Genomic DNA, 26280 nt, shown 5'->3' with positions numbered 1-26280 from the left:
CTGCGGGTGCTGCCGGGCAGAGTCAAATTCGGTCGGTAGCGTTGACGGCGCCGCTGCTGGTGCGCCGGGCGAACCACGCGCGCGCCAGTTCGGCGTCGCGGTCGATGGCGGCGGTCAGGGTGGGCAGGTCGATGAATTTCTCCTCGTCCCGTATCTTCTCCAGGAACTCCACGCGCACGTTCTTGCCGTAGCAGGACTGGGCGTAGTCGAAGATGTGCACCTCCAGCAGCGTGCGGCCGGCGTCCTCCACGGTGGGGCGCACGCCCAGGCTGGCCACGGCCGGCAAAGGCGCATCGGCCAGGCCGTGCACCTGCACGATGAAGATGCCACCCAGGGCGGGGCGGTGCGGCACGCGCAGGTTGAGCGTGGGGTAGCCTATGGTGCGGCCCAGCTTGGCGCCGTGGATCACGTGGCCGGAAATCGAGTACGGGTGGCCCAGCAGCTGTTCGGCGTGGGCGAAGTCGCCCTCGGACAGCGCGGCGCGCACGGCCGAGGAGGAGATGCGGGTGGAGCCCTTCATCACCGTGGGCAGGGTATGCACCTCGAAGCCGTACTGCTTGCCGGCCTCGATCAGCATGGCCACATTGCCGGCGCGGCGCGCGCCATAGCAGAAGTCGTCGCCCACCATCAGCCATTTCACGTGCAGGCCTTCGACCAGCACGTTCTCGGTGAATTCCTGCGGCGTGAGGGCGGCGAAGGGTGTGCTGAAATGCTCGACGATGACGCGGTCGATGCCGTTATTCTCCAGTGACTGCAGCTTGTCGCGCAGATTGGCGATGCGGGCCGGGGCTTTCGACAGGTCGCCGGCCTTGCGCGCGAAGAACTCGCGCGGATGCGGCTCGAAGGTCATCACGGCCGCCTCCAGGCCCAGCTGCTTGGCCGCCGCGCGCACCTGCGCCAGCAGCGCCTGGTGGCCGAGGTGGACGCCGTCGAAGTTGCCTATCGTCAGCGCGCAGGGCGCGCGCGCCGCTGCATTGGGAAGTCCGCGAAATACCTTCATGGGAATCTGGAGCGAAAACTGGGCTAAATGGGGGATTATACGGACTGTTGGCCGGATTCACATGGGGAAACACTGCGGCGCACCATGAAAAGCAAAAAAGCGCTGCGGGCGGGAGCCGGCAGCGCTTCGTGTTCCCGGACGGGAATTACATCGGGTGGTTGATCTGCATGATGTTGTAGCGGGCCAGTTCGGCTTCGCCTGCCGTGCCTTTCACGCCTTTGAGCGTGGTGATGGCGGCGGCTTTCTTGCCGGCGATGGCTTGCGCCTGGCCGTAGTGCAGTTTCATCTCTTCAGGACGGCGGGCGGTGCCGAACTTGATCGCCTGGTCCATCAGTTTCAGGCCGGCGTCGCCTTTGCCTTCGCTGACCAGGGCGTAACCCATATTGGCCAGGCCGTCGGCGTCCTTGTTCTTGATCAGCTCGGCTTCGGAGGCGTCGCGCGCTTTTTTCAGGTCGGCGTCGGTCTTCACGGCCAGGTCTTTCAGGCGCTGGTGGCGGCCGGCGTCGGCGCCGGTGCCCAGCACGCCTTTTTTGTAGCCCTGCTCGATCACTTTCAGCGCTTCGGCCGGATTGGCCACTTGCAGCGCCAGCTGGCCCATTTCCATGTAGTCGTTCGGCTTGGCCAGCAGACCCAGTTGCAGTTTCAGGCGCAGCAGGTCCAGGTTCAGCGTGCTCGAGAAGCCAGGCTTGCCGACCACGCGGTTCAGCAGGTCAGCCCAGTAGCTGGTCTTCGGATAGCTGCCGGCCAGTTTTTCCAGGGTGGCGACGTAGCCGGCCTTGTCGTTCTGTTTCAGCTGGATATTGGCCAGCATCTGCAGATTGCCTTCGGACTGCTTGCCGCTCGCCTGCAGTTCCTTGGCCGCTTCGGCGAATTTGCCGCTGATGTAGTAGGTCTGGACCAGCAGGTCGTGCATTTGTGCATCGCCCGGGCTGTCTTTCAGCGCGCGCTGGATCCAGGTGATGGCTTTCGGGTAGTCCTTGGCGCGGTAGTAGATGCCGGCCAGGGCCTGGGTGAACTTCGGCGATTCGCCGGCGGACAGGCGGCCGGAGTTGACCACGGCTTCAAACGCGCGGGCAGCGGTGTCGTTGTCGCCGGCGGCTGCGGCCGCCGAGGCGCGCACGCGCTCAATCTGGTATTTCTCGAATTCGGTTTTGCCACCGACTGCGTCGGCTTCCTTCAGTTTGGCCAGCGCTTCCTTGTGCTTGCCGGAGCTCGTCAGCTTCTGTGCTTCCTGCAGCGGTTTGCCGACCGCGGCGCTGACGGCGTCAGCAGCGTAGGCAACCGAGGTCAAGCCGGTCAGCGGGGCGGCAGCGGTAAAACCGATGGCGGCCATCACCAGGCCGAGATGAGCGAGACGAAACTTGGTCATGAGGAAGTATTCTTTCTGTAGAAACGCAATAGGCAGGAAACCCTGCCTATTGCGATAAATAGTACGGATTACTGGAACTGTTCGTTGCCGACCAGACCAATCTTGGTCACACCCAGGCGCTGGGCCGAAGCCATCACGCCTGCCACCGATTTGTACGACACCAGCTTGTTGGGGCGCAGATGCACCTCAGGCTGGTCAGCTTGCGCTGCCACGGCGGTCAGTTTCGATTCCAGGGTGGCGCGGTCGGGAACGACTGCGTTATCCCACAGGATCGTACCGTCGAAGTCGACGTCAATCGTAATCACAACCGGGTCCTTGGTAGGCGGCGGCGGGGTGCCGACCGGCATGTTCAAGTTCACCGAGTGATTGGCTTTTGGAATGGTGATGATCAGCATGATGATCAGTACCAGCATGACGTCGATCAGCGGCGTCATGTTCATTTCCATCATTGGTTCCGGGTCCGCGCCTGCGGCCGGGGAACCGACATTCATACTCATGGTGTTTCCTTTGTAGAAGGTGACTGGACCTGCCCCGGCCATGACGGCCGGCCGGGGCATCGAGGGTCTTGGGCCGAGGCCTTAACCCTTGTCAGGCGGTTCGGTGATGAAGCCGACCTTCTGGATACCAGCACGCTGAGTCGTGAAGATCACCTTGCCGATTGCTTCGTACTTGGTTTCTTGGTCACCACGTACGTGCACTTCCGGCTGCGGCAGTTTCACGGCCTCTTTTTTCAGAAAATCGAACAACTCATTCGTGTCCGCCATTTTCTTTTGATTCCAGTAGATGTCGCCATCCTTGTTAACAACGATGTTGACGTCTTCCGGTTTGGTCTGAATTACCTGGTTGGTCTCTTCCGGCAGCTTGATCTTCTGCAGTTTGAGAACGACCGGGCTCGTAATCAGAAAGATAATCAGCAGAACCAACATGATGTCCACGAGGGGCGTCGTGTTGATTTCTGACATTACCTGATCTTCTCCGCTATCGGAGCCTACGGACATCGACATGGTTATTATCCAATCTTTTTAGCGCCGCCGGCACGGATGGCCGAGTCAGCGGTCGACATGGCGCCGGAGATCAGCACGGAGTGCACGTCAGCCGAGAAGGCACGCACGTCTTCCATTGCGGACTTGTTACGACGCACCAGCCAGTTGTAGCCCAGAACGGCTGGAACTGCCACGAACAGACCGAAGGCGGTCATGATCAGTGCTTCACCCACAGGGCCTGCCACTTTGTCGATCGACGCGTTACCGGTCATGCCGATGTTGATCAGTGCATTGTAAATACCCCAAACGGTACCGAACAGACCGATGAACGGTGCGGTCGAACCCACGGTTGCCAGGAAGGACAGGCCGTCTTGCAGACGCGACTGAACTTTGTCCACAGCGCGCTGGATGGACATGGTTACCCAGGTCGACAGGTCGATTTGTTCCAGCAGGGCGCCGTCGTGGTGCGCGGTGGCCTTGGTGCCGGTTTCAGCGATGAAGCGGAATGGGGAACCGTCGGTCAGGGTGGCGGCGCCAGCTGCGATCGACGATGCCTTCCAGAACTTGGCAGCGGATTCTTTCGACTGCTTGAAGATCTTCATCTGGTCCAGCAGTTTGGTGACGATGATGTACCACGAACCCATCGACATGATGGTCAGGATGATCAGGGTGCCACGGGAAACGAAACCACCGTTCCAGACGGCTTCGAAGCCGAATGGGTTTTCTACTTCTTCATGGGTGCCGGCTGCTGCGGGTGCCGATGCTGCTGGAGCTGCTGCGTCTGCTGCTGGAGCTGCCGCTGCATCCGCTGGAGCCGCTGCAGGTGCCGAAGCGGCTGCCGAGGCAGGCGCGTCAGCCATGGCTGGGGCGCTGACCAGAGCGGATGCTGCGGTCACCGAGAACAGCACAGCGGCCAGTACAGCGGACAAACGGGTATTCTTAAACATGCTTCCTCCAAATTGATAAAATAATCAGTTCGCTGAAATGTCAACGAAGTACTAAGTGGGACGTAACTGCTGCCCCGGTTTTTATTCCAGCGTCCAGACGTATTGCATTTGCATCCACGCTTGCTCCGGCTTGCCGTCGGTCATGCCAGGCTTGAAACGGCACTTGGAAATACCCGCGATTGCGGCTTTGTCCAAATCCCTGAAGCCACTGGATTTCACTAATTTGGATTCGACGACATGGCCGTCTACACCAATCAGGAACGATAACGTTACCGTACCGGTTTCTTCATTGCGCAGGGAGGATTTAGGCCACTCTGGTTTTGCGCAAGTGTTGAAGTCGGCTACTGCAGGCACGTGTACCGATTTTGCAGGCGGCGCTGGCGGTGCTGGCGGTGCAGCTGGCGGCGCTTTCTGCAACTCGTTCGTCGCAGGTTTCACGTTGGTCGCGTTAGCGATAACGTTCTGCTGCGGCGGCGGCTGCTGCACGTTCACCTCAACCGGAGGAATGAAGGGCGGTGGTGGTGCCTTCATCTCTGGTGGTGGTGGCGGTGGCGGCAGTTCTTTTGGAGGAGGTGGTGCCACTTCCTCGATGATCTTGGTTTCTACGGGTTCGACCATTTTGGCGACCAGGCGTTTGCCCAGACCCGACACGATCCCGTACGCAACCAGGATGTGCAACAAGACCACGACGGTTATGCCAGTCAGATTCTTCTTGGCGTCCTTCTCGTTATGCGTGAAATTCATGCCTGCTTTCTCCAATACCAACTCTTTTGTACTACCTCGAACCCCGTTATGGCGACAAAAAGCTCCAGCCGCATCCGGGACGTCGGCGAATTATACATACGAATCCTTCAATTTACATAGAATTTTGATCCCTAAAACCGGTTAAATTTCATGTGCTTAGCGCCGTTTTTCGCCTTGCTGCTGCACCGTTCTGGCACAAAAAGCAAGACTTCCCGGCACGTTTTTGGGGAGTAATTTTCGACCCCTTCACGATGTTTATTTTTCCGCCGAAAAACGGAATTAAATGTCGGAATTGGTCAGGCCAGCCGTGCAAAAGTTGGTGCGTGCCGTTGCTGATGTGCAACTCAAGCGCGTTCGCCATATGAATAGTATAGAAGAATTTCACAGACTAGCGCCCGTTAAGGCAGTCTTAAATATTGTTCTATCTATATGCGTTCCGCGGCGGCGGCGCGGAACGCGGGCAGGGGACGGGGCGCGGCGCCCCGGAGGCGTTCAGCCGCCGCGGTTGCGCTTCTCACGCTTGACTTCCAGCGTGTTAATAACATGGCCATGCGGGTCCACTGTTTCCAGGTGGACATCGAAGCCCCACAGCCGCGCCACGTGCTTGAGCACCTCGTTGGCCTGCTGGTTCAGCGGGCGGCGGTTGAACTGGGTGTGGCGCAAGGTCAGGGCGCGGTCGTCGCGGGTGTTGACCGACCAGACCTGGATATTCGGCTCGCGGTTGCCCAGGTTGTACTGTTCGGCCAGCTGCTGGCGCACGTAGCGGTAGCCCAGCTCGTCGTGGATGGCCGAGACGTTGAGCTTTTCGTTCTTGTCGTCGTCCAGCACGGCGAAGAAGTGGAACTCGCGTATCAGGCGCGGCGACAGGTACTGGGCGATAAAGCTTTCGTCCTTGAAATTGCGCATGGCGAAGTCCAGCGTCTTGCGCCAGTCGCTGCCGGCGATGTCGGGGAACCATTCGCGGTCCTCGTCCGTCGGGTGCTCGCAGATGCGGCGGATGTCGGTCATCATCGCGAAACCGAGCGCATAAGGGTTGATCCCGCTGTAATAGGGGCTGTGCACCGGCGGCTGGAACACCACGTTGGTATGGCTCTTGAGGAACTCCATCATGAAGCCCTCGGCCACCACGCCCTCGTCGTACAACTGGTTCAGGATGGTGTAGTGCCAGAACGTGGCCCAGCCCTCGTTCATCACCTGGGTCTGGCGCTGCGGGTAGAAGTACTGGCTGATCTTGCGCACGATGCGCACCATCTCGCGCTGCCAGGGTTCCAGCAGCGGCGCGTACTTCTCTATAAAGTACAGCAGGTTCTCTTCCGGCTCGGGCGGGAAGCGCGGCATGGGCTTGTCGATCTCCTCCTCGTCGCGCCGCGGCAGGGTGCGCCACAGCTCGTTGATCTGCGACTGCAGGTAGGCTTCGCGCTCCTTCTGCTTCTGCTGCTCCTGGAACAGCGACAGCTTGGCCGGGCGCTTGTAGCGGTCCACGCCGTAGTTCTGGATGGCGTGGCAGGAGTCCAGCAGCAGCTCGACCGCGTCGATGCCGTGGCGCTGCTCGCATTCGGCGATGTAGTTCTTGGCGAACACCATGTAGTCGACGATGGCCTCGGCGTCGGTCCAGGTGCGGAACAGGTAGTTGCCTTTGAAGAAAGAATTGTGGCCGTAGGCCGCGTGCGCGATCACCAGCGCCTGCATGGTCAGGCTGTTCTCCTCCATTAAATAGGCGATGCAGGGATCGGAGTTGATGACGATTTCGTAGGCCAGCCCCATCTGGCCGCGCTTGTAGCCTTTTTCGGTGGACAGGAAGTGCTTGCCGAAGGACCAGTGGTTGTAGGACACCGGCATGCCGACCGAGGTGTAGGCGTCCATCATCTGCTCGGCGGTGATGATCTCGAGCTGGTTGGGGTAGGTGTCCAGGCCGAAGTTGTGCGCCACGCGCCGGATTTCCTCGTGCGCCTGCTCGATCAGTTCAAACGTCCATTCGGACTGCTCGGGCAGGGCGCGCGGATGCGGTGGCCGTTTAGTCATCTGGTTCATACGTGTGCCTTAATGCGCCCGCTTATTTGGGCTGCTTTTTGAACAGTTCGCGGAACACCGGATAGATGTCGGCCGGCGTGACGATTTTCTGCATGGCGAAGTGGGGGTGCAGGTCCGGCACCTGGGCGTACTGCTCCCACAGGTTCTGCGGCGGCCCGTCCGTGATCTCGACATAGGTGTAGTACTGCACCTTGGGCATGATGGTGTTGACCAGCAGCTGCTTGCACAGCAGCGAGTCGTTGTCCCAGTTGTCGCCGTCCGAGGCCTGGGCCACGTAGCTGTTCCACTGGCCGGCGCCGTAGCGTTCGTCGAGCACCTTGTTGAGCAGGTGCAGCGCCGAGGACACCACCGTGCCGCCCGATTCGCGCGAGTGGAAGAATTCGTCCTCGCTGACCTCGGCCGCCGCCGTGTGGTGGCGGATGAAGACCACGTCGATCTTGTCGTACACGCGCTTGAGGAAAAGGTAGAGCAGGATGAAGAAGCGCTTGGCGGTGTCCTTGCGGCTCTCGTCCATGGAGCCGGACACGTCCATGATGCAGAACATCACCGCCTGCGTCATCGGCTTGGGCACCTTGATGCGGTTGCTGTAGCGCAGGTCGAAGGGGTCGATATAGGGGATGGCCAGCAGCCGCGTGTGCAGGTGGTGGATCAGCTTGCGCAGCTCGACCACGTTGGGGTCTTCCATGGGCGCGCCCGCCTCGAGCAGGGCCTGCAGTTCCAGCTCCGCCTCGTGCAGGCGCTTGCGCGAGCTGCCGCCGACGGCGATGCGCCGGCCCAGCGCGCCGCGCAGCGAGCGCAGCACGTGGATATTGGACGGCGTGCCGGACACGGTGTAGCCGGCGCGCTGGTTCTTGAACTCGGTGGTGGCGGTGAGCTGGGTCTTGACCAGGTTGGGCAGTTCCAGGTCCTCGAAGAAGTAGTTCATGAATTCTTCGCGCGACAGCTCGAAGATGAAGTCGTCTTCCGAAGTCTGGTCGCTATTGCCGGCCTTGCCGCGCCCGGAGCCGCCGCCGCCCTTGGGCCGCGCGATCTGGTCGCCCTTCAGGTATTCCTGGTTGCCCGGGTTGATCACTTCCCACACGCCGCCGTGGGCATGGCCGAACGAGGGCTCGTTCACGTCCTTGACGGGAATCGACACTTTTTCGCCATTTTCAACATCGGTGATGGAGCGGCCCTTGATGGCCCGTCCCACCGCGTCCTTGATCTGGCCTTTGTAACGGCGCAAGAAGCGTTCGCGGTTCACTGCGGACTTGTTCTTGCCTTGCAAACGACGGTCAATGAGGTAAGTCAAAGTGCCTCCTGCTGCTACATAATTTCCGGCGTCGGGGCAGGGCGGCTGTTGGGCCGTCCCTTCCTCGTATTATCGCACCGCCGGCTTAGGATGACTTCCTCACGCGCAGATACCACTCGCACAGCAAGCGCACCTGCTTCGCGGTGTAGCCCTTCTCCACCATGCGCGCCACGAAGTCGGCGTGCTTGTTGGCGTCCTCGGCGCTGGCCTTGGCGTTGAAGGAAATCACCGGCAGCAGTTCCTCGGTGTTGGAGAACATCTTCTTCTCGATCACGGTGCGGAACTTCTCGTAGCTGGTCCAGGCCGGATTCTTGCCGCCGTTGTTGGCGCGCGCGCGCAGCCCGAAGTTGACGATCTCGTTGCGGAAGTCTTTCGGGTTGGAGATCCCGGCCGGCTTCTCGATCTTCTCCAGCTCGTTGTTCAGCGATTCGCGGTCGAAGCTTTCGCCGGTGTCCGGGTCGCGGTATTCCTGGTCCTGTATCCAGAAGTCGGCAAAGGTCACGTAGCGGTCGAAGATGTTCTGGCCGTACTCGGAATAGCTTTCCAGGTAGGCGGTCTGGATCTCCTTGCCGATGAACTCCACATAGCGCTGCGCCAGGTGCTCTTTTATATAGGAGAAGTATTTCTGCTCGGTCTCGGGGGGGAACTGCTCGCGCTCGACCTGCTGCTCCAGCACATATAAGAGGTGCACCGGGTTGGCGGCCACTTCCGTGGTGTCGAAGTTGAACACCTTGGACAGGATCTTGAAGGCGAAGCGCGTCGACAGCCCGCTCATGCCCTCGTCCACGCCGGCGTAGTCCACGTATTCATGGATGGACTTGGCTTTGGGATCGGTGTCCTTCAGGTTTTCGCCGTCGTACACCAGCATCTTGCTGAAGACGGAGGAGTTTTCCGGATCCTTCAGGCGCGACAGGATGGCGAACTGCGCCATCATCTTCAGCGTGCCGGGCGCGCACGGCGCTTTCTCCAGCGAGGAGTTGACCAGCAGCTTGTCGTAGATCTTGATCTCGTCGGTCACGCGCAGGCAGTACGGCACCTTGACGATATAGATACGGTCAAGGAATGCCTCGTTGTTGCGGTTGTTCTTGAAGGCCTTCCACTCGGACTCGTTGGAGTGGGCCAGGATGATGCCGTCGAAGGGGATGGCGCCGAAGCCTTCCGTGCCCTTGTAGTTGCCTTCCTGGGTGGCGGTCAGCAGCGGGTGCAGCACCTTGATGGGCGCCTTGAACATCTCGACGAATTCCATCAGGCCCTGGTTGGCCAGGCACAGGCCGCCGGAGTAGCTGTAGGCGTCCGGATCGTCCTGGGCGTAGTCTTCCAGCTTGCGGATGTCGACCTTGCCCACCAGCGAGGAAATGTCCTGGTTGTTCTCGTCGCCCGGCTCGGTTTTCGAAATGGCGATCTGCTTCAGGATGGACGGGTAGCGCTTGACCACGCGGAACTGGTTGATGTCGCCGTTGAATTCATGCAGGCGCTTCACCGCCCAGGGGCTGGGAATGTTGCGCAGGTAGCGGCGCGGGATGCCGTAGTCTTCCTCCAGTATGGTGCCGTCCTCGGCCTCGTTGAACAGGCCCAGCGGCGACTCGTTCACGGGCGAGCCTTTCAGGCAGTAGAAGGGCACCTGTTCCATCAGCGACTTGAGCTTCTCGGCGATGGAGGACTTGCCGCCGCCTACCGGGCCGAGCAGGTAGAGGATCTGCTTGCGCTCCTCCAGCCCCTGCGCGGCGTGGCGGAAGAAGGACACCACTTGCTCGATCACTTCCTCGGTGCCGTAGAACTCGCGGAACGCCGGATAAATCTTGATGACCTTGTTGGCGAAAATGCGGGACAGGCGCGTATCGTTGCGCGTGTCGACCAGCGTGGGTTCGCCGATGGCGGCCAGCATGCGCTCGGGCGCGGTGGCGTAAGTAAGCCGGTCCTTTTTGCAAAGCGCCAGATACTCCGTCATTGACATTTCTTCTTCCTTGGTGCGCTCGTACCGTGCTGCGTAGTTGTCAAAAATGGTCATTTGAATGTCCTTTGATGTAAACCTGCTAGTCACTTGGTCGGCAGTCAACACGGCTGCTGGCCCTTGCCTTGTGCGATACCTACTCCTTGTTTTGTTTTTCTATCGTTGCCAGCTGCCTGCGCTGGTACGGATTGCCCGTACCTCGGAGCTGTGCTTTGTGGCCGTGCGGTGGGCTTTGCCGGCATATTTGTGTGTACGTCGTAACGCATCTTACGTCTATGAAATTTATTATTGCTCTATTGGTTCAGGAAGTCAAAAGGTATGTCGTAATTAACTTAATTAGTTTCTATAACCACCTGATTTTAAACAGGAAAATCTTGGAAATAGTTAAATTTCCAGTGGTTTTTCCCGCGTTTTTCCGGTGCTTTTGTGCCACATTAGCACGGCTGAAGCAGTCATGCTGACCGGCACGCAAACCGTGCGCGTGTGTCCGCCTTTGCGTTAAGATGGCCCCATCCTATGATGCCCCTTATTTACCAGACAACGGAAGAAACAAGATGAACAACCAGCTGCGCACGGTGGTGCAGGCCATGCCGAAAGCCGAACTGCATATCCATATCGAAGGCTCGCTGGAACCCGAGCTGATTTTTGCGCTGGCCGCGCGCAACGGCGTGGCCCTGCCATACGCCTCGGTGGAGGCGCTGCGCGCCGCGTATGCCTTTACCGACCTGCAATCCTTCCTCGATATCTACTATGCCGGCGCCAGCGTGCTGCTGCAGGAGCAGGACTTCTACGACATGACGGCGGCCTACCTGAAAAAAGCCGAGGCCGACAATGTGCGCCACACGGAAATCTTCTTCGACCCGCAAACGCACACCGCGCGCGGCGTGGCCATGGAGACCGTGTTCAACGGCATCCACCGCGCCTGCCAGGACAGCCCGGTCAGCGCCACGCTGATCATGTGCTTCCTGCGCCATCTGTCGGAAGAGGACGCGCTGTCCACGCTGGAGGCGGCCACGCCTTACCTGGACAAGATTATCGGCGTGGGCCTGGACTCGTCCGAAGTGGGCCACCCGCCGGAGAAATTCGCGCGCGTGTTTGCGCGCTGCCGCGAGCTGGGCCTGCACCTGGTGGCGCACGCGGGCGAAGAAGGCCCGCCGGCGTATATTGAGTCGGCGCTGGACGTGCTGCACGTGGAGCGCATCGACCACGGCGTGCGCGTGCTGGAGGACGCGGCGCTGACGGCGCGGGTGGCGCGCGAGCGCATCGCGCTGACGGTCTGCCCGCTGTCGAACACCAAGCTGCGCGTGTTCGACCAGATGAAGGACCACAACCTGGTGCAGCTGCTGGACGCAGGCCTGGTGGCCACGGTGAATTCGGACGACCCGGCCTACTTCGGCGGCTATATGAACGACAACTTCATCGCCACCTTCGAGGCCTTGCCGCTCACGCTGGCGCACGCCCGCACGCTGGCGCGCAACAGCTTCGAAGCGTCCTTCCTGCCGGCGGAGCAGAAGCAGCGCTTCCTCGCCGAAGTGGATGCCTATTTCGCCGCCGTCCCGGCCTAAAGCCTAGTCCATGTTCAAACTTGCCCTCCGTATGACCCTGCGCGACTGGCGCGCGGGGCAGTTGCGCTTCCTGCTGGTGGCGCTGATCGTGGCGGTGTCCGCCCTGTCGGCGTCCGGCTTCTTTATCGACCGCTTGCGCGCGGCGCTGGAGCGCGACGCGCACCAGCTGCTGGGTGCGGACCTGGTGCTCAACGCGGACCAGCCGGTGGACCCGGCCTGGCGCGCGGAGGCGCAGCGGCGCGGCCTGTTGATGGCGGACACGGTGGTGTTCCCCAGCATGGCGCAGGCGGGCGAGGGCGACGCGGTGCAGTCGCAGCTGGTGTCGCTGAAGGCGGTGAGCAGCGGCTATCCGCTGCGCGGCCGCGTGAAGACCAGCACCGACGCCGTGCAGGCCAACGACGGCATCGGCGTGGCCGCCGGCGACGTGCCGCAGCCCGGCACGGCCTGGGTGGACGCCGGGCTGCTGACGGCGCTGAAGGTGGCGGTGGGCGGCGAGATCAAGCTGGGCGACAGGACCTTCAAGGTGGCCAGCCTGATCGCGGCCGAGCCGGACCGGGGCGCCTCCTTTATGAACTTTGCGCCGCGCGTGATGCTGCCGCTGCCGGACCTGGCCGCCACCGGCCTGGTGCAGCCGGGCGCGCGCGTGACCTACCGCCTGCTGCTGGCGGCGCCGCCGCAGCGCGGCGAGGCCATCGCCGACTATGAAGCCTGGCTGCGCGCAAAAATCGAGGCGGACGGCGTCAAGGGCGTGCGCGTCGATTCGCTGGAAGCGGGCCGTCCCGAGATGCGCTCCACCCTGGAGCGCGCCGACCGCTTCCTGTCGCTGGTGGGCCTGCTCTCGGCCATGCTGGCGGCGGTGGCCGTGGCGATGGCCGCGCGCCGCTTCATGACGCGCCACCTGGACGCCTGCGCCATGCTGCGCTGCCTGGGCCTGACGCAGAACCAGGCCACGGCCATGTATCTGATCGAGTTCCTGCTGGTGGGCCTGGCGGGCAGCGTGATCGGCGTGGCGATCGGTTTCGGCAGCCACTTCGTGCTGCTCGAAGCGCTGGGAAAACTGGTGGCCAACGACTTGCCGCCGGCTAGCATCCGCCCCGCGCTGCAAGGCGTGGCCACCGGCATGCTGCTGCTGGCCGGCTTTGCGCTGCCGCCCATACTCCAGCTGCGCAACGTGCCGCACAATCGCGTGATCCGGCGCGAAGCGGCCGCGCCGCAGCCGATGGCGCTGGCCACCTACGGCCTGGGCCTGGGCAGCTTTGTGCTGCTGTTGCTGTGGCAGGCAGGCGACGCCAAGCTGGCGCTGATGACGGCGCTTGGCTTCCTGGGCGCCTTCGCCGTGTTCGCGCTGGTGGGATGGCTGGGCCTGAAGTCGCTCAAGACGCTGCGCGGCGCCTTCCGCCACCAGGCCTGGCGCTTCGCTGTGACCTCGCTGCAGCGCCGCCCCGGCGCCACCGTGGTGCAGATCGTGTCGCTGGCGCTGGGCCTGATGGCCTTGCTGCTGCTGACCGTGGTGCGCGGCGATTTGATGACGGCCTGGCGCAACGCCACCCCGGCCGATGCGCCCAACCGCTTCATCATCAATATCCAGCCGGAGCAGAAGGACGAGATCGCCAAGCGGCTGGCCAGCGCGGGCGTGGTGAATGCGCCGCTGTATCCCATGATACGGGGCCGATTGATCGCCGTGAATGGCGCGGCCATCACCGCCGCCACCTACACCGACGAGCGCGCGCGCGGCCTGGCGGACCGCGAGTTCAACCTGTCCACCATGAACGCCATGCAGGAAGGGAACCGCATCGCGGCGGGGCAGTGGTTCAATGACGCGGCCTTGCCGGCCGGCGCGGCGGAAGCGTCGGTGGAGGAGGGCATTGCCAAGACCTTGCGCCTGAAGTTGGGCGACACCATGCGCTTCGATATCGCAGGCTCGCCGGTGGAGGCGAAGATCACCAGCCTGCGCAAGCTGGAATGGGGTTCGATGCGGGTGAACTTCTTCGTCATCATCAATCCCAAGGCGATGGCGGACGCGCCGCAAAGCTGGATCACGGCCTTCCATTTGCCCAAGGAGCAGGCCGCGCTGGGCAATGCACTCACGCGCGACTATCCCAACCTGACCATTGTCGACGTGGGCAGCGTGCTGCGCCAGGTGCAGGCGGTGCTGGACCAGGTGATCATGGCGGTGGAGTTTTTGTTTGCCTTTACTTTGCTGTCCGGCGTGCTGGTGCTGTACGCGGCGCTGATGGGATCGCAGGACGAGCGCACCCGGGAGGCGGGCTTGCTGCGCGCGCTGGGCGCCACCCGCAAGCAGCTGTCGCAGGCGCAGCTGATCGAGTTCACGCTGGTGGGCGCGCTGGCGGGCCTGCTGGCGGCCAGCGGCGCGGCGGCCATGGGCTGGGGCCTGGCGACCTACCAGTTCAAGTTTGAATGGGCTTTCAATCCGGGCGTGTGGCTGGCCGGGCTGGCCGTGGGCGCGCTGTGCGCCATCGCGGGCGGCTGGCTGGGGCTGCGCGGCGTGCTGTCCAAGCCGCCGCTGCAAACGCTGCGCGAAGCGTGATGGCGGGTTACGGCGCAAGCGCCTAACCCGCCCTACGGTCGTTGCGTAGTTGCGTAGGGCGGGTTAGCGCGGCGCCGCCGCGCGTAACCCGCCGTTACGCGGCTTCGCTCAGATACTGGGCGTGGGTGTAGGGCTGCTCGCTCAGATAGCTGGGCGGCAGCTCGAACAGCGCCCAGTAGTAGGTCTGCTCGCCCCGGCAGACCTGCGGCTCCTGGCAGTAGCGCTGCCATGCGCCGCCGATGGACCTGTCGTACATGCCATCGCGCCCCTCGTGGTCGAAGAAGGGCAGCACCCGGCGCTGCTCCAGCGCCTGCAGCAGCGGGCGCGGCGCGCCGCTGTCGCGCGCGATTTCGTATTGCGCCCGCATGCCCGCTTCCGTTTCCACCACCATCAGCTGCGCCTCGCCCGCCTCGTCTATCAGCAGGATGCCGTTCGGCTGGGGGAATATGTAGTGCTCCACGAAACCGTGGTTGTGGTACAGCTGGCGCACCACCTCGGCCACCTGGCGGCATTGCAGGAAGCTGTATTCGTGCATGGCCAGCAGGTCGCCGGCCACGCGTTCCTGGTCCAGGAACCAGGCTTGCTGCATGCGCGCGATCTCGCGTTCCAGCTGCGCCGGCGCGTCCCCGTCCTGCTTGCGCACGTAGCGGTCGATCAGGCCACTGTTCATGGCCTCCATGGCGATGCGCTCCTCGCCCGGCCCGGCCAGCAGGATTTTCTTGCACGGCAGGTATTGCAGCGCGCGGCAGAAGTCCAGGCCGTTCATATGCGGCATGTAAAAATCCACCACCACCACCGAGGGCACGGCAAAGCGCCCGCGCTGGCCGCTGACGCGGAAGATGCTGTCCACGTCCACCGTCACGCTGCAGGCCGGCAGGTCGTGGTTGACCCGCAGCGGCACGCGTTCGTGCTGGGGGCTCTGCATCAGCCAGGCCAGCGCTTCGTCCGCCTGGTGGAAAACCTTGCGTCCATGGGGCCGGGGCGGAAGACTTTGCAGCAAAGAACTGCTGTCGTCCACCAGAACGGTGAGCATGGGGTGGGCGTAGATGGGCAGTTTCATTCGCTTAATTACTTTTGATCAGAGTAGAAGTTTCTCGCGGAATAGTGCTTTGACGTTTGATCAATATCAAGCTTTTGCTGTGTAGGCTATGATGGAGCTTATGAATGAGCCACAATCCCTGTATGACACCATAGGCGGCGAGGGCAAGCTGCGTGAAATGGTGGACCGTTTTTACGACCTGATGGAGCTGGAGCCGGAATTTGCCGTGCTGCGCGCCCTGCATCCGCCCAGCACGGACGGCTCGCGCGACAAGCTGTTCTGGTTCCTGTCCGGCTGGATGGGCGGGCCGGACGCCTATATCGAGCGTTTCGGCCATCCGCGCCTGCGCATGCGCCACATGCCGTTCGCCATCGGCACCACCGAGCGCGACCAGTGGCTGCGCGCCATGGCCTGGGCCATGGAGGACGTGGGCATCGCCGAGCCGCTGCGCGTGCGGCTGATGGAATCCTTCTACCAGACGGCGGACTGGATGCGGAATCATCCGCATTGAACTGACTTCATGACCCATATCGAATTCCTCGTATTGCTGGCGCTGGGCGCCGTTTTGCTGGTCCTGCAAATCCTGATGCTGCTGCGCGGGCGAGGCGGCGGCGAGACGGCCGGCCTGGCCGCCCATATCGAGCGGGTGGAGCGCGAAGTGCGCATGCAGCTGCAGGCCACGGCGCAGGCCTCGCGCCAGGAAATGGGGCAGACGCTGGCGCAGTCGCACGCGGCCACGGTGCAGCAGCTGGACGGCATGCGGCGCCAGATCGAGGTGCTGACCGAGTCGAACGCGCGCCGCCTGCTGGAAGTGCGCGCCACGCTGGAAGTGAAAATGCGCGAGCTGCAGACCGACAACGGCGCGCGCCTGGAGGAAATGCGCAAGACCGTGGACGAAAAGCTGCACGCCACGCTGGAGGCGCGTTTGAGCGCGTCGTTCCAGCAGGTGTCGGAGCGGCTGGAGCGGGTGCACCAGGGGCTGGGCGAGATGCAGCTGCTGGCGCAGGGCGTGGGCGACCTGAAGCGCGTGCTGACCAATGTGAAAACGCGCGGCACCTGGGGCGAGGTGCAGCTGGAAATGCTGCTCGAGCAGGTGCTGACGCCGGACCAGTACGCGAAGAATGTGGAGACCGTGGCGGGCAGCAATGCGCGCGTGGAGTTCGCGCTCAAGCTGCCGGGCCAGGTGGCGGGCGGCGCGCCGGTGTGGATGCCGATCGACGCCAAGTTCCCGAAAGAGCAGTACGAGCGCCTGCTGGACGCTGCCGAGCGGGCCGATGCGGAAGGCGTGGCCACCGCCGGGCGCGAGCTGGAGCGCACCGTGCGCGGCGAGGCCAAGACCATCGCCGACAAATACCTGGCGCCGCCGCAGACCACGGATTTCGCCATCCTGTTCCTGCCCACGGAGGGGCTGTACGCGGAAGTGATGCGCAGGCCGGGGCTGGCGGACGAGCTGCAGCGCGTGAACCGCGTCAGCATCGCCGGGCCGTCCACGCTGATGGCCTTGCTGAACAGCTTGCAGATGGGCTTCCGCACGCTGGCGCTGGAAAAGCGTTCGTCCGAGGTGTGGCAGGTGCTGGGCGCGGTGAAAACCGAGTTCGGCAAGTTCGGCGACGTGCTGGCCGCCACCAAGCTCACGCTGGAGAAGGCGGCGCGCAATATCGAAACGGCCGAAGTGCGCAGCCGCCAGATGGCGCGCAAGCTGAAAACCGTGGAAGCGCTGCCCAGCGAAGCGGCCCAGCTGATGCTGGGGCCTGACACTGATCAGGATGCGCTGGACAGTTGAGGCGCGGGTCCGCAGGCATGGCGGGTTACGCGGAGTTCCCCGCTAACCCGCCCTACGCCTCGATACGATGCCGCTCAATGCTGTGCATCGTAGGGCGGGTTAGCGGGCGCGCCCGCGTAACCCGCCAGCGGCCTAAACCAGGCCGTCGAACAGCACCACATCCACCATATCGCCGGGCGCGGTGTCGCCCTGGCTTGCGTGCAGGACCACCATGCAGTTGGCCTCGGACATGGAGCGCAAGATACCCGAGCCCTGCGCGCCGGTAATACGCACTTCCTGCCCGCCCTGGCCATCGGCTGCGAGAATGCCGCGCTGGTATTCGGTGCGTCCCGGTTTCTTGCGTATGGCTGCCGCGCTGCGCGCGCGCATGAGCGGCAGCGCCTGGCGTTCCGCATCCACTCCCATCATCTGCAGCAGCGCGCCGCGCGCGAAGAAATAGAACGCCACCATGGCCGCGACCGGATTGCCCGGCAAGCCGAACAGCAGCGCGCTGTGCCCGCCGGACTGGATGCGGCCGAAGGCCATCGGCCGGCCGGGCCGCATTTCCATTTTCCAGAACGCCACGTCGCCCAGTTCCGCCATGATCTGGCGGATATAGTCGGCCGCGCCGGTCGACACGCCGCCGGTGGTCAGCACCACGTCCGCGTGTTCGCAGGCCTGGCGCAGCGTGGCGCGCAGCGTGTCCGGGTCGTCCTTCACGCTGCCCAGGTCGATGGCTTCGCAGCCTAGCCGCTCCAGCATGCCGAACAGGGTGTAGCGGTTGCTGTCGTAGATGCTGCCGGCGTCCAGCGTTTCGCCGATGGAGCGCAGCTCGTCGCCGGTGGAGAAGTAGGCTACGCGCAGGCGCGCCTGCACCGCCACTTCGGCGATGCCGAGCGAGGCGATCAGGCCGAGGTCGGCCGGGCTCACGCGCTTGCCCTTGCGCAGCGCGGGCGCGCCCGCCGCCAGGTCTTCGCCACGGAAGCGCCGGTTGGCGCCTGGCGCGATGCTGCCGGGCGCCACGGTGACGCGGCCGTCGCCCACGGCGGCGGCCAGTTCCTGCGGCAGCACGGTGTCCAGCCCTGGCGGCATGACGGCGCCCGTCATGATGCGCACGCATTCGCCCGGTCCAGCCGGCACGGCGGCGGGCCGGCCGGCGTAGGCGGTGGCCACGACCTTGAAGGTGGTGGGCGCATCGGGCAGCAGGTCGGCGCCGCGGAAGGCGTAGCCGTCCATGGCGGAGTTGTCGTGCGCGGGCACATCGATGGGGGATACGATGTTGGCCGCCAGCACGCGGTCCAGCGCGCTGCGCAGGCCCACCCGCTGCGCCAGCGGGGCAGGGGCGTGCCGCTGCACCAGGCTGCGGATCAGGGCTTGCGCCTGCTCCACCGGCATGGCGTCCGGCGTGTAGCCGGCGCCGCCTGGCTGGTGCTGCGCTGGCTGTGCTGCGCGCGCGGCCAGCGCCTCCATGTCCTTCAAATCGCCCAGCGTATTGATGTTGCGGAAGGCGGCATTGTCGTCGAACAGCACTTCGGCCACCCGCACCGATTTGTACCAGCCGTCCATGCGGCGCGCGCCGCTGTCGAGATAGGCGCTCAGCTGCGGCAGCACAGAGGCTTTCATCAGGCTGAAGACGGGATGGACGCGCCGGTAGCGCTCGCCGCTCTCGTCCGTTTCCATGGTGACGGCCACGGCCAGGTCGGCGTCCTGCGCCAGCAGGGCGGCGTGCAGGCGTTCGGCGAGGTCGGCGGGGAGAAAGGGGGAGTCGCAAGGGGCGGTCAGCAGCAGGTCGGTGCGGCAGCGGCGCAGCGCGGTTTGCAGGCCGGCCAGCGGGCCTTCGAAGCCGGCCAGCTCGTCCGGCCAGACCGGCACGCCCATCGCTTCATACGCGGCCTGGTTGCGGTTGGCGCTGATGGCCACACTGGCCACCTGCGGCGCCAGGCGCTGCATTACATGCGCGGCCAGCGTGCTGCTTTGGAAATGCTGCAAGCCTTTGTCGACGCGGCCCATGCGGGTGCCGCGTCCGCCTGCCAGTATCAGACCCGTAATATTGATGACGCTCAAAACTATCCCCCGATATAAGACATTTCGACTTTCTGGCGCTCGCCCAGGCCCGCCGTCTGGCTGCTGCGCAGCTCGGAATAGCGGTCGCCGCGCGCCTGCCACAGATGGCTGACTGCGCCGGCGATCTGGGCGTCGCTGCTGCCGTTGCGCAGCAGGGCGCGCAGGTCGTGGCCGCGCGTAGCAAACAGGCAAGTGTACAGCTTACCCTCGGTGGACAGGCGGGCACGGGTACAGTTTTGGCAAAATGCCTGGGTTACACTGGAAATCAGGCCGATCTCGCCGCCGCCGTCGAGGTAGCGCCAGCGTTCGGCGGTCTCGCCGCTGTAGTTGGCGGCGATGGGCTCCAGCGGCAGCTCGGCGCCGATGCGGCGCGCCACTTCGGCCGAGGGCAGCACCTCATCCAGCTTCCAGCCGTTGGAAGCGCCCACGTCCATGTATTCGATAAAGCGCAGGATGGTGGGCGTGCCCTTGAAGTAGCGCGCCATGGGCAGGATTTCCTGGTCGTTCATGCCGCCCTTGACCACCATGTTGACCTTGACCGGTCCCAGGCCCACGCTGTGCGCCACGTCCACGCCGTGCAGCACGTCGGCCACGGCGAAGTCGACGTCGTTCATGCGTTTGAAGACGGCGTCGTCGAGCGCGTCCAGCGACACGGTGACGCGCTGCAGGCCGGCGTCCTTCAGCGACTGGGCTTTCCTGGCGAGCAGGGAGCCGTTGGTGGTGAGCGTGAGGTCGAGCGGCTTGCCGTGCACGGTTTTCAGCTCGGCCAGCATGCCGACCAGCTTTTCGATGTTTTTGCGCAGCAGCGGCTCGCCGCCGGTCAGGCGGATTTTTTCCACGCCGTGGGCGATGAAGATCTTCGCGATGCGCGTGATTTCTTCAAAGCTGAGCAGGGACGAGTGCGGCAAGTAGTTGTAATCCTTGTCGAACACTTCCTTGGGCATGCAATAGACGCAGCGGAAGTTGCAGCGGTCGGTGACGGAAATGCGCAGGTCGTGCAGGGGACGGGCGAGCTGATCCCGAAGCTCGCCGGTGGGCGCTTTCAGGACGGCTGGCACGACCGCGGCTTGCGAGCGTTGGTCGGTAAAGACGATGATTTTTTCAGACATGCGGATACGATAGCACGATGGCAGCCGCCATATAAAAAAGGGGAAGCACGCGGCTTCCCCTTTTTAGCTGGCGTCCTGCCGATTAACGGCGGGTGTCAACCTGGATCAGCGGCTCGTCCACTTGCGGTGGCAGCGGCTTGCGCTCGCGCGGTACGCGCACCGGAGCGGTGGCGGCTTGCGCGGCGGCTTCCTGCGCAGCGCGCAGTTTGGCCGGATCGGTGCCCGCCAGCGTCAGGCCGGCGGCTTCCAGGATGGCGTTCAGGTCGGCAGCCGGCTTGGCTGCTGGCGCTGCTTCTGCCACTGGGGCTGCTGGTGCAGGTGCTGCTACAGGCGCTGGCGCGGCTGCCGGTGCGGCTTCCACTACCGGCGCTGCCACTGGGGCGGCGACGGCGGCTGGTTCGGCTGCTGCTGGCGCTGGTTCTGCGGCAACCGGTGCTGCTTCGGCCACTACCGGGGCTGGCGCTGCAACTGCTGCAACTTCCACCGGCGCGGCTGCGGCAGCTTCCACAGTCGCTGGGGCAACAACTGTAGCAGGTGCGGCAACAGGAGCAACTTCGGCTGCAACTTCAACCACCGGCGCTGCTTCAACGGCAGGTGCAGCTTCAACTACCGGTGCGGCTGCCACTGCTGGCGCTGCGGCAGCTTCTGCCGGTGCATCCACAGCCACGGTCGGATCGGCCGGTGCTGCGATTGCCACTGGTGCAGGCGCTGCATCAACTGCAGGGGCTGCGGCTGGCGCGTCCACTGCCACGGTTGGGTCAACCGGTGCGGCGACGGCAACTGGCGCTGCCGGGGCTGCTGGAGCGGCTTCGCCTTCGGCCGGGGCCACGGTGAAGCTGATCACTGGTGCGGACTCGCCTTCGGCCAGTTCCGCGCCTTCGGCTTCTTCGCGTTCGCGGCGGTTGCGGTTGCGGCCACCACGGCGGCGGCGGCGGCGCGGCTCTTCGCCGTCCACTGCTTCGCCGTCTTCGCCTTCAGGACCGGCGTTGGCTGGAACGTTGACTTGCAGGTCGCCCACTGGCGCAGCGGCTGCCGGCACGCCGGTCAGGGTGACGGCGGCTACCGCGGCTGCGGCGCCGGCGGTCAGCGCCAGTTCGTCGGTTTTCACTTCCGCTGCCGGAGCCTTGTCGCCACGCGGTTCGCGTGGTGGACGCGGGGTGCGCTCAGGACGCTCGGCGCGCTCTGGACGTTCCGCGCGCTCAGGGCGCTGGCCCTGGGCTTCGGCCGGTTGGCCTTCACGCGCTTCACGCGGCTCGCGTGGCGGACGCGGCGGGCGTGCCGGACGGCCTTCGCGGCCTTCGCGCGCTTCGGCCGGCTTGGCGGCTTCGTCGGCGCCGGCGCGGGCGCCTGGTTCGCGTTCTTCACGGCCTGGCTTGCCGTTGCGGCTGCGGCCGCGCGGGCCACGGGCGTTGCGGTCGCCGCGTTCGGTCGACGGCTTGGCGGCCGGGGCTGGCGCAGGCGCTGCAACCGGCTCTTCTTTCTTCGGTGCGAAGAAGGAGAACAGCTTGGCGAAGAAGCCTTGCTCGGCCGGCGCCGGCGCGGCCGGGGCTGCCTTGACCGGCTCCGGTGCGGGCTTGCGCTCCACCACAGGAGCAGGCTGGGCCGGGGTGATGGTCTTGACGACGGCTTCCTGGCGCGGCTTGGCTTCTTCCTTCTGGCGCTTGCTGTAGGCCATGTCGGTTTCGGCTTGCTCGGCCATGGTGTAGCTGGCGGTGTGGTCTTCCAGGCGCGGATCGTCGTGCTTGATGCGCTCGAGCTTGTAGTGCGGCGTGTCCAGATGCTTGTTCGGGATCAGGATCACGTTGATGCGGTGGCGGTTTTCGATCTTCAGCACTTCGCCGCGCTTTTCGTTCAGCAGGAAGGCTGCCACGTCCACCGGCACTTGCACGTGGATGGTGGCCGAGTTTTCCTTCATCGCCTCTTCCTGGATGATGCGCAGCACCTGCAGGGCGGACGATTCGGTGTCGCGGATGTGGCCGGTGCCCGAGCAGCGCGGGCAGGTCACGTGCGAACCTTCGGACAGCGACGGACGCAGGCGCTGGCGCGACAGCTCCATCAGGCCGAAGCGGGAGATCTTGCCCATCTGGACGCGGGCGCGGTCGTGGTGCAGCGCGTCTTTCAGGCGCTGTTCCACTTCGCGCTGGTTCTTGGCCACTTCCATGTCGATGAAGTCGATCACGATCAGGCCGCCCAGGTCGCGCAGGCGCAGCTGGCGGGCCACTTCTTCAGCGGCTTCGCAGTTGGTGTTGAAGGCGGTGGTTTCGATGTCCGAACCGCGCGTGGCGCGGGCCGAGTTCACGTCCACCGACACCAGCGCTTCGGTGTGGTCGATCACGATGGCGCCGCCCGATGGCAGCGGCACCGTGCGGCTGTAAGCCGTTTCGATCTGGTGTTCGATCTGGAAGCGGGAGAACAGCGGCACGTCGTCGCTGTAGCGCTTGACGCGGTGCACCATGTCCGGCATCACGTGGCTCATGAACTGGTGAGCCTGCTCGTAGATCTCGTCGGTGTCGATCAGGATTTCGCCGATGTCGGGCTGGAAGTAGTCGCGGATGGCGCGTATCACCAGCGACGATTCCTGGTAGATCAGGAAGGCGCCGTTGCCGACTTTGCCTGCGCCTTCGATTGCGCGCCACAGCTGCATCAGGTAGTTCAAGTCCCACTGCAGCTCTTCGACGTTGCGGCCGATGCCGGCGGTGCGGGCGATCACGGACATGCCTTGCGGCAGGTCCAGCTTGTCCATGGTTTCGCGCAGTTCCTGGCGCTCTTCGCCCTCGACGCGGCGCGATACGCCGCCGCCGCGCGGGTTGTTCGGCATCAGCACCAGGTAGCGGCCGGCCAGCGAGATGAAGGAGGTCAGGGCCGCGCCTTTGTTGCCGCGCTCCTCTTTTTCCACCTGCACCATGATTTCCTGGCCTTCGCGCAGCGCTTCCTTGACGGAGGCATTGCGCACGTCCACGCCTTCGCGGAAGTAGGTGCGGGCCACTTCCTTGAACGGCAGGAAGCCGTGGCGGTCTTCGCCGTAGCTGACGAAGCAGGCTTCCAGCGACGGTTCGATGCGGGTGATGACGCCTTTGTAGATGTTGGACTTGCGCTGTTCACGACCAGCGGTTTCGATGTCGATGTCGATCAGTTTCTGACCGTCGACGATGGCAACGCGCAATTCTTCTTGCTGCGTCGCATTGAACAACATGCGTTTCATTTTTATTAACTCCGCGGCCCGAAGGCCATCTCTTGCCGTTCCCTCGGGAACGGCGTGATACCAGGGATATACGCGGGAGTAAGGAGGCGGAGGGGTTTTGCCTCGTCATGCAGCGCAGCAACGCGGTAGCGTTGCGGCCGCAAAGGGCGCATGAGGCCGAGCGTCATGCCGAGTACGCGCACTGCTTGCAACTCATCCAACGGGCCAACCGGAGCAAACCGGGGCGGGGCGGAGAATGCAGGCGTGCGCAAAACGTCGAGCCAGAGCATCTTGTATGGTGCGTGGCGAAAACGGCAAGCGTAATCAGCTTCATCAACCGGCGAGCAACGACTGTGTGCTTGCTCGCCGGACTTATCCTAACAATCCAGCCAATCTAATCCCAGCACCCGTGCACGCTACCCGATGGCGACAGTGGCCGCCACCCTGATGACCGCACGAGTGTGCGTATACATTTATTTCCACTGAATTTGCTAAATAAGCGAGGCCAGTGGATACGCCCCTGTGTAAAATGTGCTTTTATTCTTACACGTACAGCAGCTTAAACTGCGGCAAAACGATTATATATTCAAAATGAAGGACTTAGAGAGAATTTCTGGGAAGAACGGCCGAAACATGGTCCAGAATGCGGCGCAAAAGCCGCAAGCCGCCGTCCCCGCACCGGTCCTGCCGCAAGCACAGTTCCTGACGATAGACGAAGAAGACGCCGGCCAGCGCATCGATAACTACCTGTTGCGTATTTGCAAAGGTGTGCCGAAAAGCCATATCTACCGTATTCTGCGTTCCGGCGAAGTGCGCGTCAACAAGGGCCGCATCGATCAATTGTACCGTCTGGTACAGGGCGACGTCGTGCGCGTGCCGCCCGTGCGCGTGGCGGAAAAGTCCGAGGCCAGCGTGCCCGCCGCCGAGTTCGCCATTATTTTCGAGGATGCCCACCTGCTGGTGATCGACAAGCCGGCCGGCACCGCCGTGCATGGCGGCTCGGGCGTCTCCTTCGGCGTGATCGAGCAGCTGCGCGCCTCGCGCCCGGACGCCAAGTTCCTGGAGCTGGTGCACCGCCTGGACCGCGACACTTCGGGCCTGCTGCTGCTGGCCAAGAAACGCTCCGCGCTGACCAATCTGCACGAGCAGATGCGCGACGGCCATACCGACAAGCGCTACCTGACGCTGGCCGTGGGCGACTGGAAAAACGCCCGCCAGCATGTGAAGTCGCCGCTGAAGAAGTATTCCACGGCCGACGGCGAGCGCCGCGTGGCGGTGTCGCCGGACGGGCTGGCCTCGCACACGGTGTTCACCCTGCTGAAAAAATACCCGCAATTCGCCTTGCTGGAAGCCGAGCTGAAAACCGGCCGCACGCACCAGATCCGCGTTCATCTGGCATCGTCGGGCTTCCCCATCGCAGGTGACGACAAATACGGCGATTTCGCCTTGAACAAGGCGCTGCAAAAGGCCGACGCCACGCGCGGCGCGCTCAAGCGCATGTTCCTGCACGCCCACCAGATTACGTTCACCCACCCGGAAACGGGCAAAACCATGACCCTGAATGCGCCGCTGGCCGCCGAGTGCGAGCGATTCTTGGTAAGCTTGGGTAAACCATTGAATTTATAATTAGAGGAGCCGGCGGCAGGCAGCGCCGGAATACATGGCAAGAAAGCAATTTGATCTCATCGTGTTCGATTGGGATGGCACGCTGATGGACAGCACTTCGACGATAGTGCGCTGCATCCAGGCCGCCGCCAAGGATCTGGGCCTGCCGATACCGGGCGAGGACGCGGCATCGCACGTCATCGGCCTGGGCTTGTACGAGGCCATGCAGGCGGTCATGCCCAATATCGACCCCAAGTACTATCCGCGCATGGTGGAGCGCTACCGCTACCACTATCTGTCCAAGGACCACGAGCTGACCTTGTTCAAGGGCGTGGGCGAGATGCTGCAGGAGCTGTCGCAGCAGGCCTATTTCCTGGCCGTGGCCACCGGCAAGAGCCGCGTGGGCCTGAACCGCGCCATGAACGCGGCCGGGCTGCTGTCGCTGTTCGACGCCACGCGCTGCGCCGACGAAACGTTTTCCAAGCCGCATCCGGCCATGCTGCAGGAGCTGACCCGCGAGCTGGGGCAGGACCTGAAGCGCACCGTGATGATAGGCGACACCAGCCATGACTTGCTGATGGCCAATAATGCCGGCGCGGCTGCCGTGGCGGTGGAATATGGCGCCCACCCGGTGGACCAGCTGCGGGCCTGCAATCCCATGTACTCGGCCCGCACCGTGGCCGAGCTGCACCAGTGGCTGAACGAGAACGCCTGATGAGCGACAGCGTGGATATCCTGATCTGCGCCGCCGACGCGGTGCAGGACCTGGGCCGGGGCGTGCGCTTTCCGGTCACGGCCGGCGGCGAAGACGCCACCGGCTTCGTGGTGCGCTATGGCGGCAAGGCCTACGGCTACCTGAACCGCTGCGCCCATGTGCCCATCGAACTGGACTGGAACCAGGGCGAGTTCTTCGAATCGAGCAAGCTCTACATCATGTGTTCCACCCACGGCGCGGTGTATCTGCCGGAAAGCGGCCAGTGCGCCGGCGGCCCGTGCCGCGGCGGGCGGCTGCGCCCCATCACGGTAGTGGAACACGACGAACAACTTTACTGGCAGCCGGACGACTATGTCCGGCCCGCCCGCGCCTGAGC

At 63.8% G+C, this 26280-nt stretch carries 20 protein-coding genes; 7 read left to right on the top strand and 13 right to left on the bottom strand.

Going from position 1 to position 26280, the window contains the following annotated elements; all coding sequences use genetic code 11:
* Positions 1 to 22: 22 nt before the first annotated feature.
* The 9 genes from KT882_RS25250 to KT882_RS25210 form a co-directional block, all read right to left on the bottom strand.
* Positions 23 to 1000, bottom strand: coding sequence for a bifunctional riboflavin kinase/FAD synthetase (locus tag KT882_RS25250; protein ID WP_161073762.1), 978 nt, complete (start codon positions 998 to 1000; stop codon positions 23 to 25).
* Positions 1001 to 1145: 145 nt separating this feature from the next.
* A complete protein-coding gene (locus KT882_RS25245) occupies positions 1146 to 2369 on the bottom strand; it encodes a tetratricopeptide repeat protein (protein WP_228893589.1) in 1224 nt (407 codons plus the stop codon).
* Between the two features lie 68 nt (positions 2370 to 2437).
* A complete protein-coding gene (locus KT882_RS25240) occupies positions 2438 to 2866 on the bottom strand; it encodes an ExbD/TolR family protein (protein ID WP_187358773.1) in 429 nt (142 codons plus the stop codon).
* An 81-nt stretch (positions 2867 to 2947) separates the two neighbouring features.
* Positions 2948 to 3373 (bottom strand): ExbD/TolR family protein, encoded by a 426-nt coding sequence (locus tag KT882_RS25235; RefSeq protein WP_025595585.1) that lies wholly within the window; start codon positions 3371 to 3373, stop codon positions 2948 to 2950.
* A 5-nt stretch (positions 3374 to 3378) separates the two neighbouring features.
* Entirely contained in the window at positions 3379 to 4299 is a 921-nt protein-coding gene (locus tag KT882_RS25230) for a MotA/TolQ/ExbB proton channel family protein (protein ID WP_228893588.1), read from the bottom strand.
* An 81-nt stretch (positions 4300 to 4380) separates the two neighbouring features.
* The gene (locus KT882_RS25225) at positions 4381 to 5043 is read right to left on the bottom strand and encodes an energy transducer TonB (RefSeq protein WP_161073763.1); all 663 of its coding nucleotides are present in this window, start codon (positions 5041 to 5043) and stop codon (positions 4381 to 4383) included.
* 492 nt (positions 5044 to 5535) lie between these two features.
* Positions 5536 to 7074 carry a SpoVR family protein gene (locus KT882_RS25220; RefSeq protein ID WP_371869374.1) on the bottom strand — a complete coding sequence of 513 codons (1539 nt, stop codon included), beginning with the start codon at positions 7072 to 7074 and terminating at the stop codon, positions 5536 to 5538.
* 22 nt (positions 7075 to 7096) lie between these two features.
* Positions 7097 to 8365: a YeaH/YhbH family protein gene (locus KT882_RS25215; RefSeq protein ID WP_161073765.1), complete on the bottom strand. Its 1269-nt coding sequence runs from the start codon at positions 8363 to 8365 to the stop codon at positions 7097 to 7099.
* A gap of 85 nt (positions 8366 to 8450) precedes the next feature.
* Positions 8451 to 10373, bottom strand: coding sequence for a PrkA family serine protein kinase (locus tag KT882_RS25210; RefSeq protein ID WP_161073766.1), 1923 nt, complete (start codon positions 10371 to 10373; stop codon positions 8451 to 8453).
* A gap of 497 nt (positions 10374 to 10870) precedes the next feature.
* Here KT882_RS25210 and KT882_RS25205 point away from each other — a divergent pair, with 497 nt between their 5' ends.
* On the top strand, positions 10871 to 11881 hold the full coding sequence (locus KT882_RS25205; RefSeq protein WP_161073767.1) for an adenosine deaminase: 1011 nt from the start codon (positions 10871 to 10873) through the stop codon (positions 11879 to 11881).
* Positions 11882 to 11891: 10 nt separating this feature from the next.
* Positions 11892 to 14429: an ABC transporter permease gene (locus KT882_RS25200; protein WP_228893587.1), complete on the top strand. Its 2538-nt coding sequence runs from the start codon at positions 11892 to 11894 to the stop codon at positions 14427 to 14429.
* A 94-nt stretch (positions 14430 to 14523) separates the two neighbouring features.
* On the opposite strand, the gene KT882_RS25195 is transcribed toward KT882_RS25200, so the two are convergent.
* On the bottom strand, positions 14524 to 15489 hold the full coding sequence (locus KT882_RS25195; protein WP_161073769.1) for a hypothetical protein: 966 nt from the start codon (positions 15487 to 15489) through the stop codon (positions 14524 to 14526).
* Positions 15490 to 15580: 91 nt separating this feature from the next.
* On the opposite strand from KT882_RS25195, the gene KT882_RS25190 reads away from it, so the two are divergent.
* Both KT882_RS25190 and KT882_RS25185 read left to right on the top strand, forming a co-directional pair.
* The gene (locus tag KT882_RS25190) at positions 15581 to 15979 is read left to right on the top strand and encodes a group II truncated hemoglobin (protein ID WP_371869376.1); all 399 of its coding nucleotides are present in this window, start codon (positions 15581 to 15583) and stop codon (positions 15977 to 15979) included.
* Between the two features lie 9 nt (positions 15980 to 15988).
* Positions 15989 to 17251, top strand: a complete 1263-nt coding sequence (locus KT882_RS25185) for a DNA recombination protein RmuC (RefSeq protein WP_228893586.1) — start codon at positions 15989 to 15991, stop codon at positions 17249 to 17251.
* 132 nt (positions 17252 to 17383) lie between these two features.
* Here KT882_RS25185 and moeA read toward each other — a convergent pair whose 3' ends face one another.
* The 3 genes from moeA to KT882_RS25170 all read right to left on the bottom strand — a co-directional run bounded on the left by moeA (position 17384) and on the right by KT882_RS25170 (position 23605).
* On the bottom strand, positions 17384 to 19294 hold the full coding sequence (gene moeA, locus KT882_RS25180; RefSeq protein WP_267478623.1) for a molybdopterin molybdotransferase MoeA: 1911 nt from the start codon (positions 19292 to 19294) through the stop codon (positions 17384 to 17386).
* A gap of 2 nt (positions 19295 to 19296) precedes the next feature.
* Positions 19297 to 20403: a GTP 3',8-cyclase MoaA gene (moaA, locus tag KT882_RS25175; protein ID WP_228893585.1), complete on the bottom strand. Its 1107-nt coding sequence runs from the start codon at positions 20401 to 20403 to the stop codon at positions 19297 to 19299.
* An 82-nt stretch (positions 20404 to 20485) separates the two neighbouring features.
* The gene (locus tag KT882_RS25170; protein WP_228893584.1) at positions 20486 to 23605 is read right to left on the bottom strand and encodes an Rne/Rng family ribonuclease; all 3120 of its coding nucleotides are present in this window, start codon (positions 23603 to 23605) and stop codon (positions 20486 to 20488) included.
* A gap of 612 nt (positions 23606 to 24217) precedes the next feature.
* Between KT882_RS25170 and KT882_RS25165 the strand changes: the two genes are divergently transcribed.
* The 3 genes from KT882_RS25165 to KT882_RS25155 are packed head-to-tail and all read left to right on the top strand — an operon-like array spanning position 24218 to position 26278.
* The gene (locus KT882_RS25165; protein WP_371869375.1) at positions 24218 to 25210 is read left to right on the top strand and encodes an RluA family pseudouridine synthase; all 993 of its coding nucleotides are present in this window, start codon (positions 24218 to 24220) and stop codon (positions 25208 to 25210) included.
* A gap of 34 nt (positions 25211 to 25244) precedes the next feature.
* Positions 25245 to 25904: an HAD-IIIA family hydrolase gene (locus KT882_RS25160; RefSeq protein WP_161073776.1), complete on the top strand. Its 660-nt coding sequence runs from the start codon at positions 25245 to 25247 to the stop codon at positions 25902 to 25904.
* Positions 25904 to 26278, top strand: a complete 375-nt coding sequence (locus KT882_RS25155; RefSeq protein ID WP_161073777.1) for a Rieske (2Fe-2S) protein — start codon at positions 25904 to 25906, stop codon at positions 26276 to 26278. The genes KT882_RS25160 and KT882_RS25155 overlap by 1 nt, the downstream gene beginning before the upstream one ends.
* The last annotated feature ends 2 nt before the right edge of the window (positions 26279 to 26280 follow it).

Origin of the sequence: Pseudoduganella aquatica (genome assembly GCF_020865585.1) — a bacterium.
GTDB lineage: Bacteria > Pseudomonadota > Gammaproteobacteria > Burkholderiales > Burkholderiaceae_D > Rugamonas > Rugamonas aquatica_A.
Note: the sequence above shows the minus strand (reverse complement) of the source record. Positions and strands in the feature narration are given on the sequence as shown.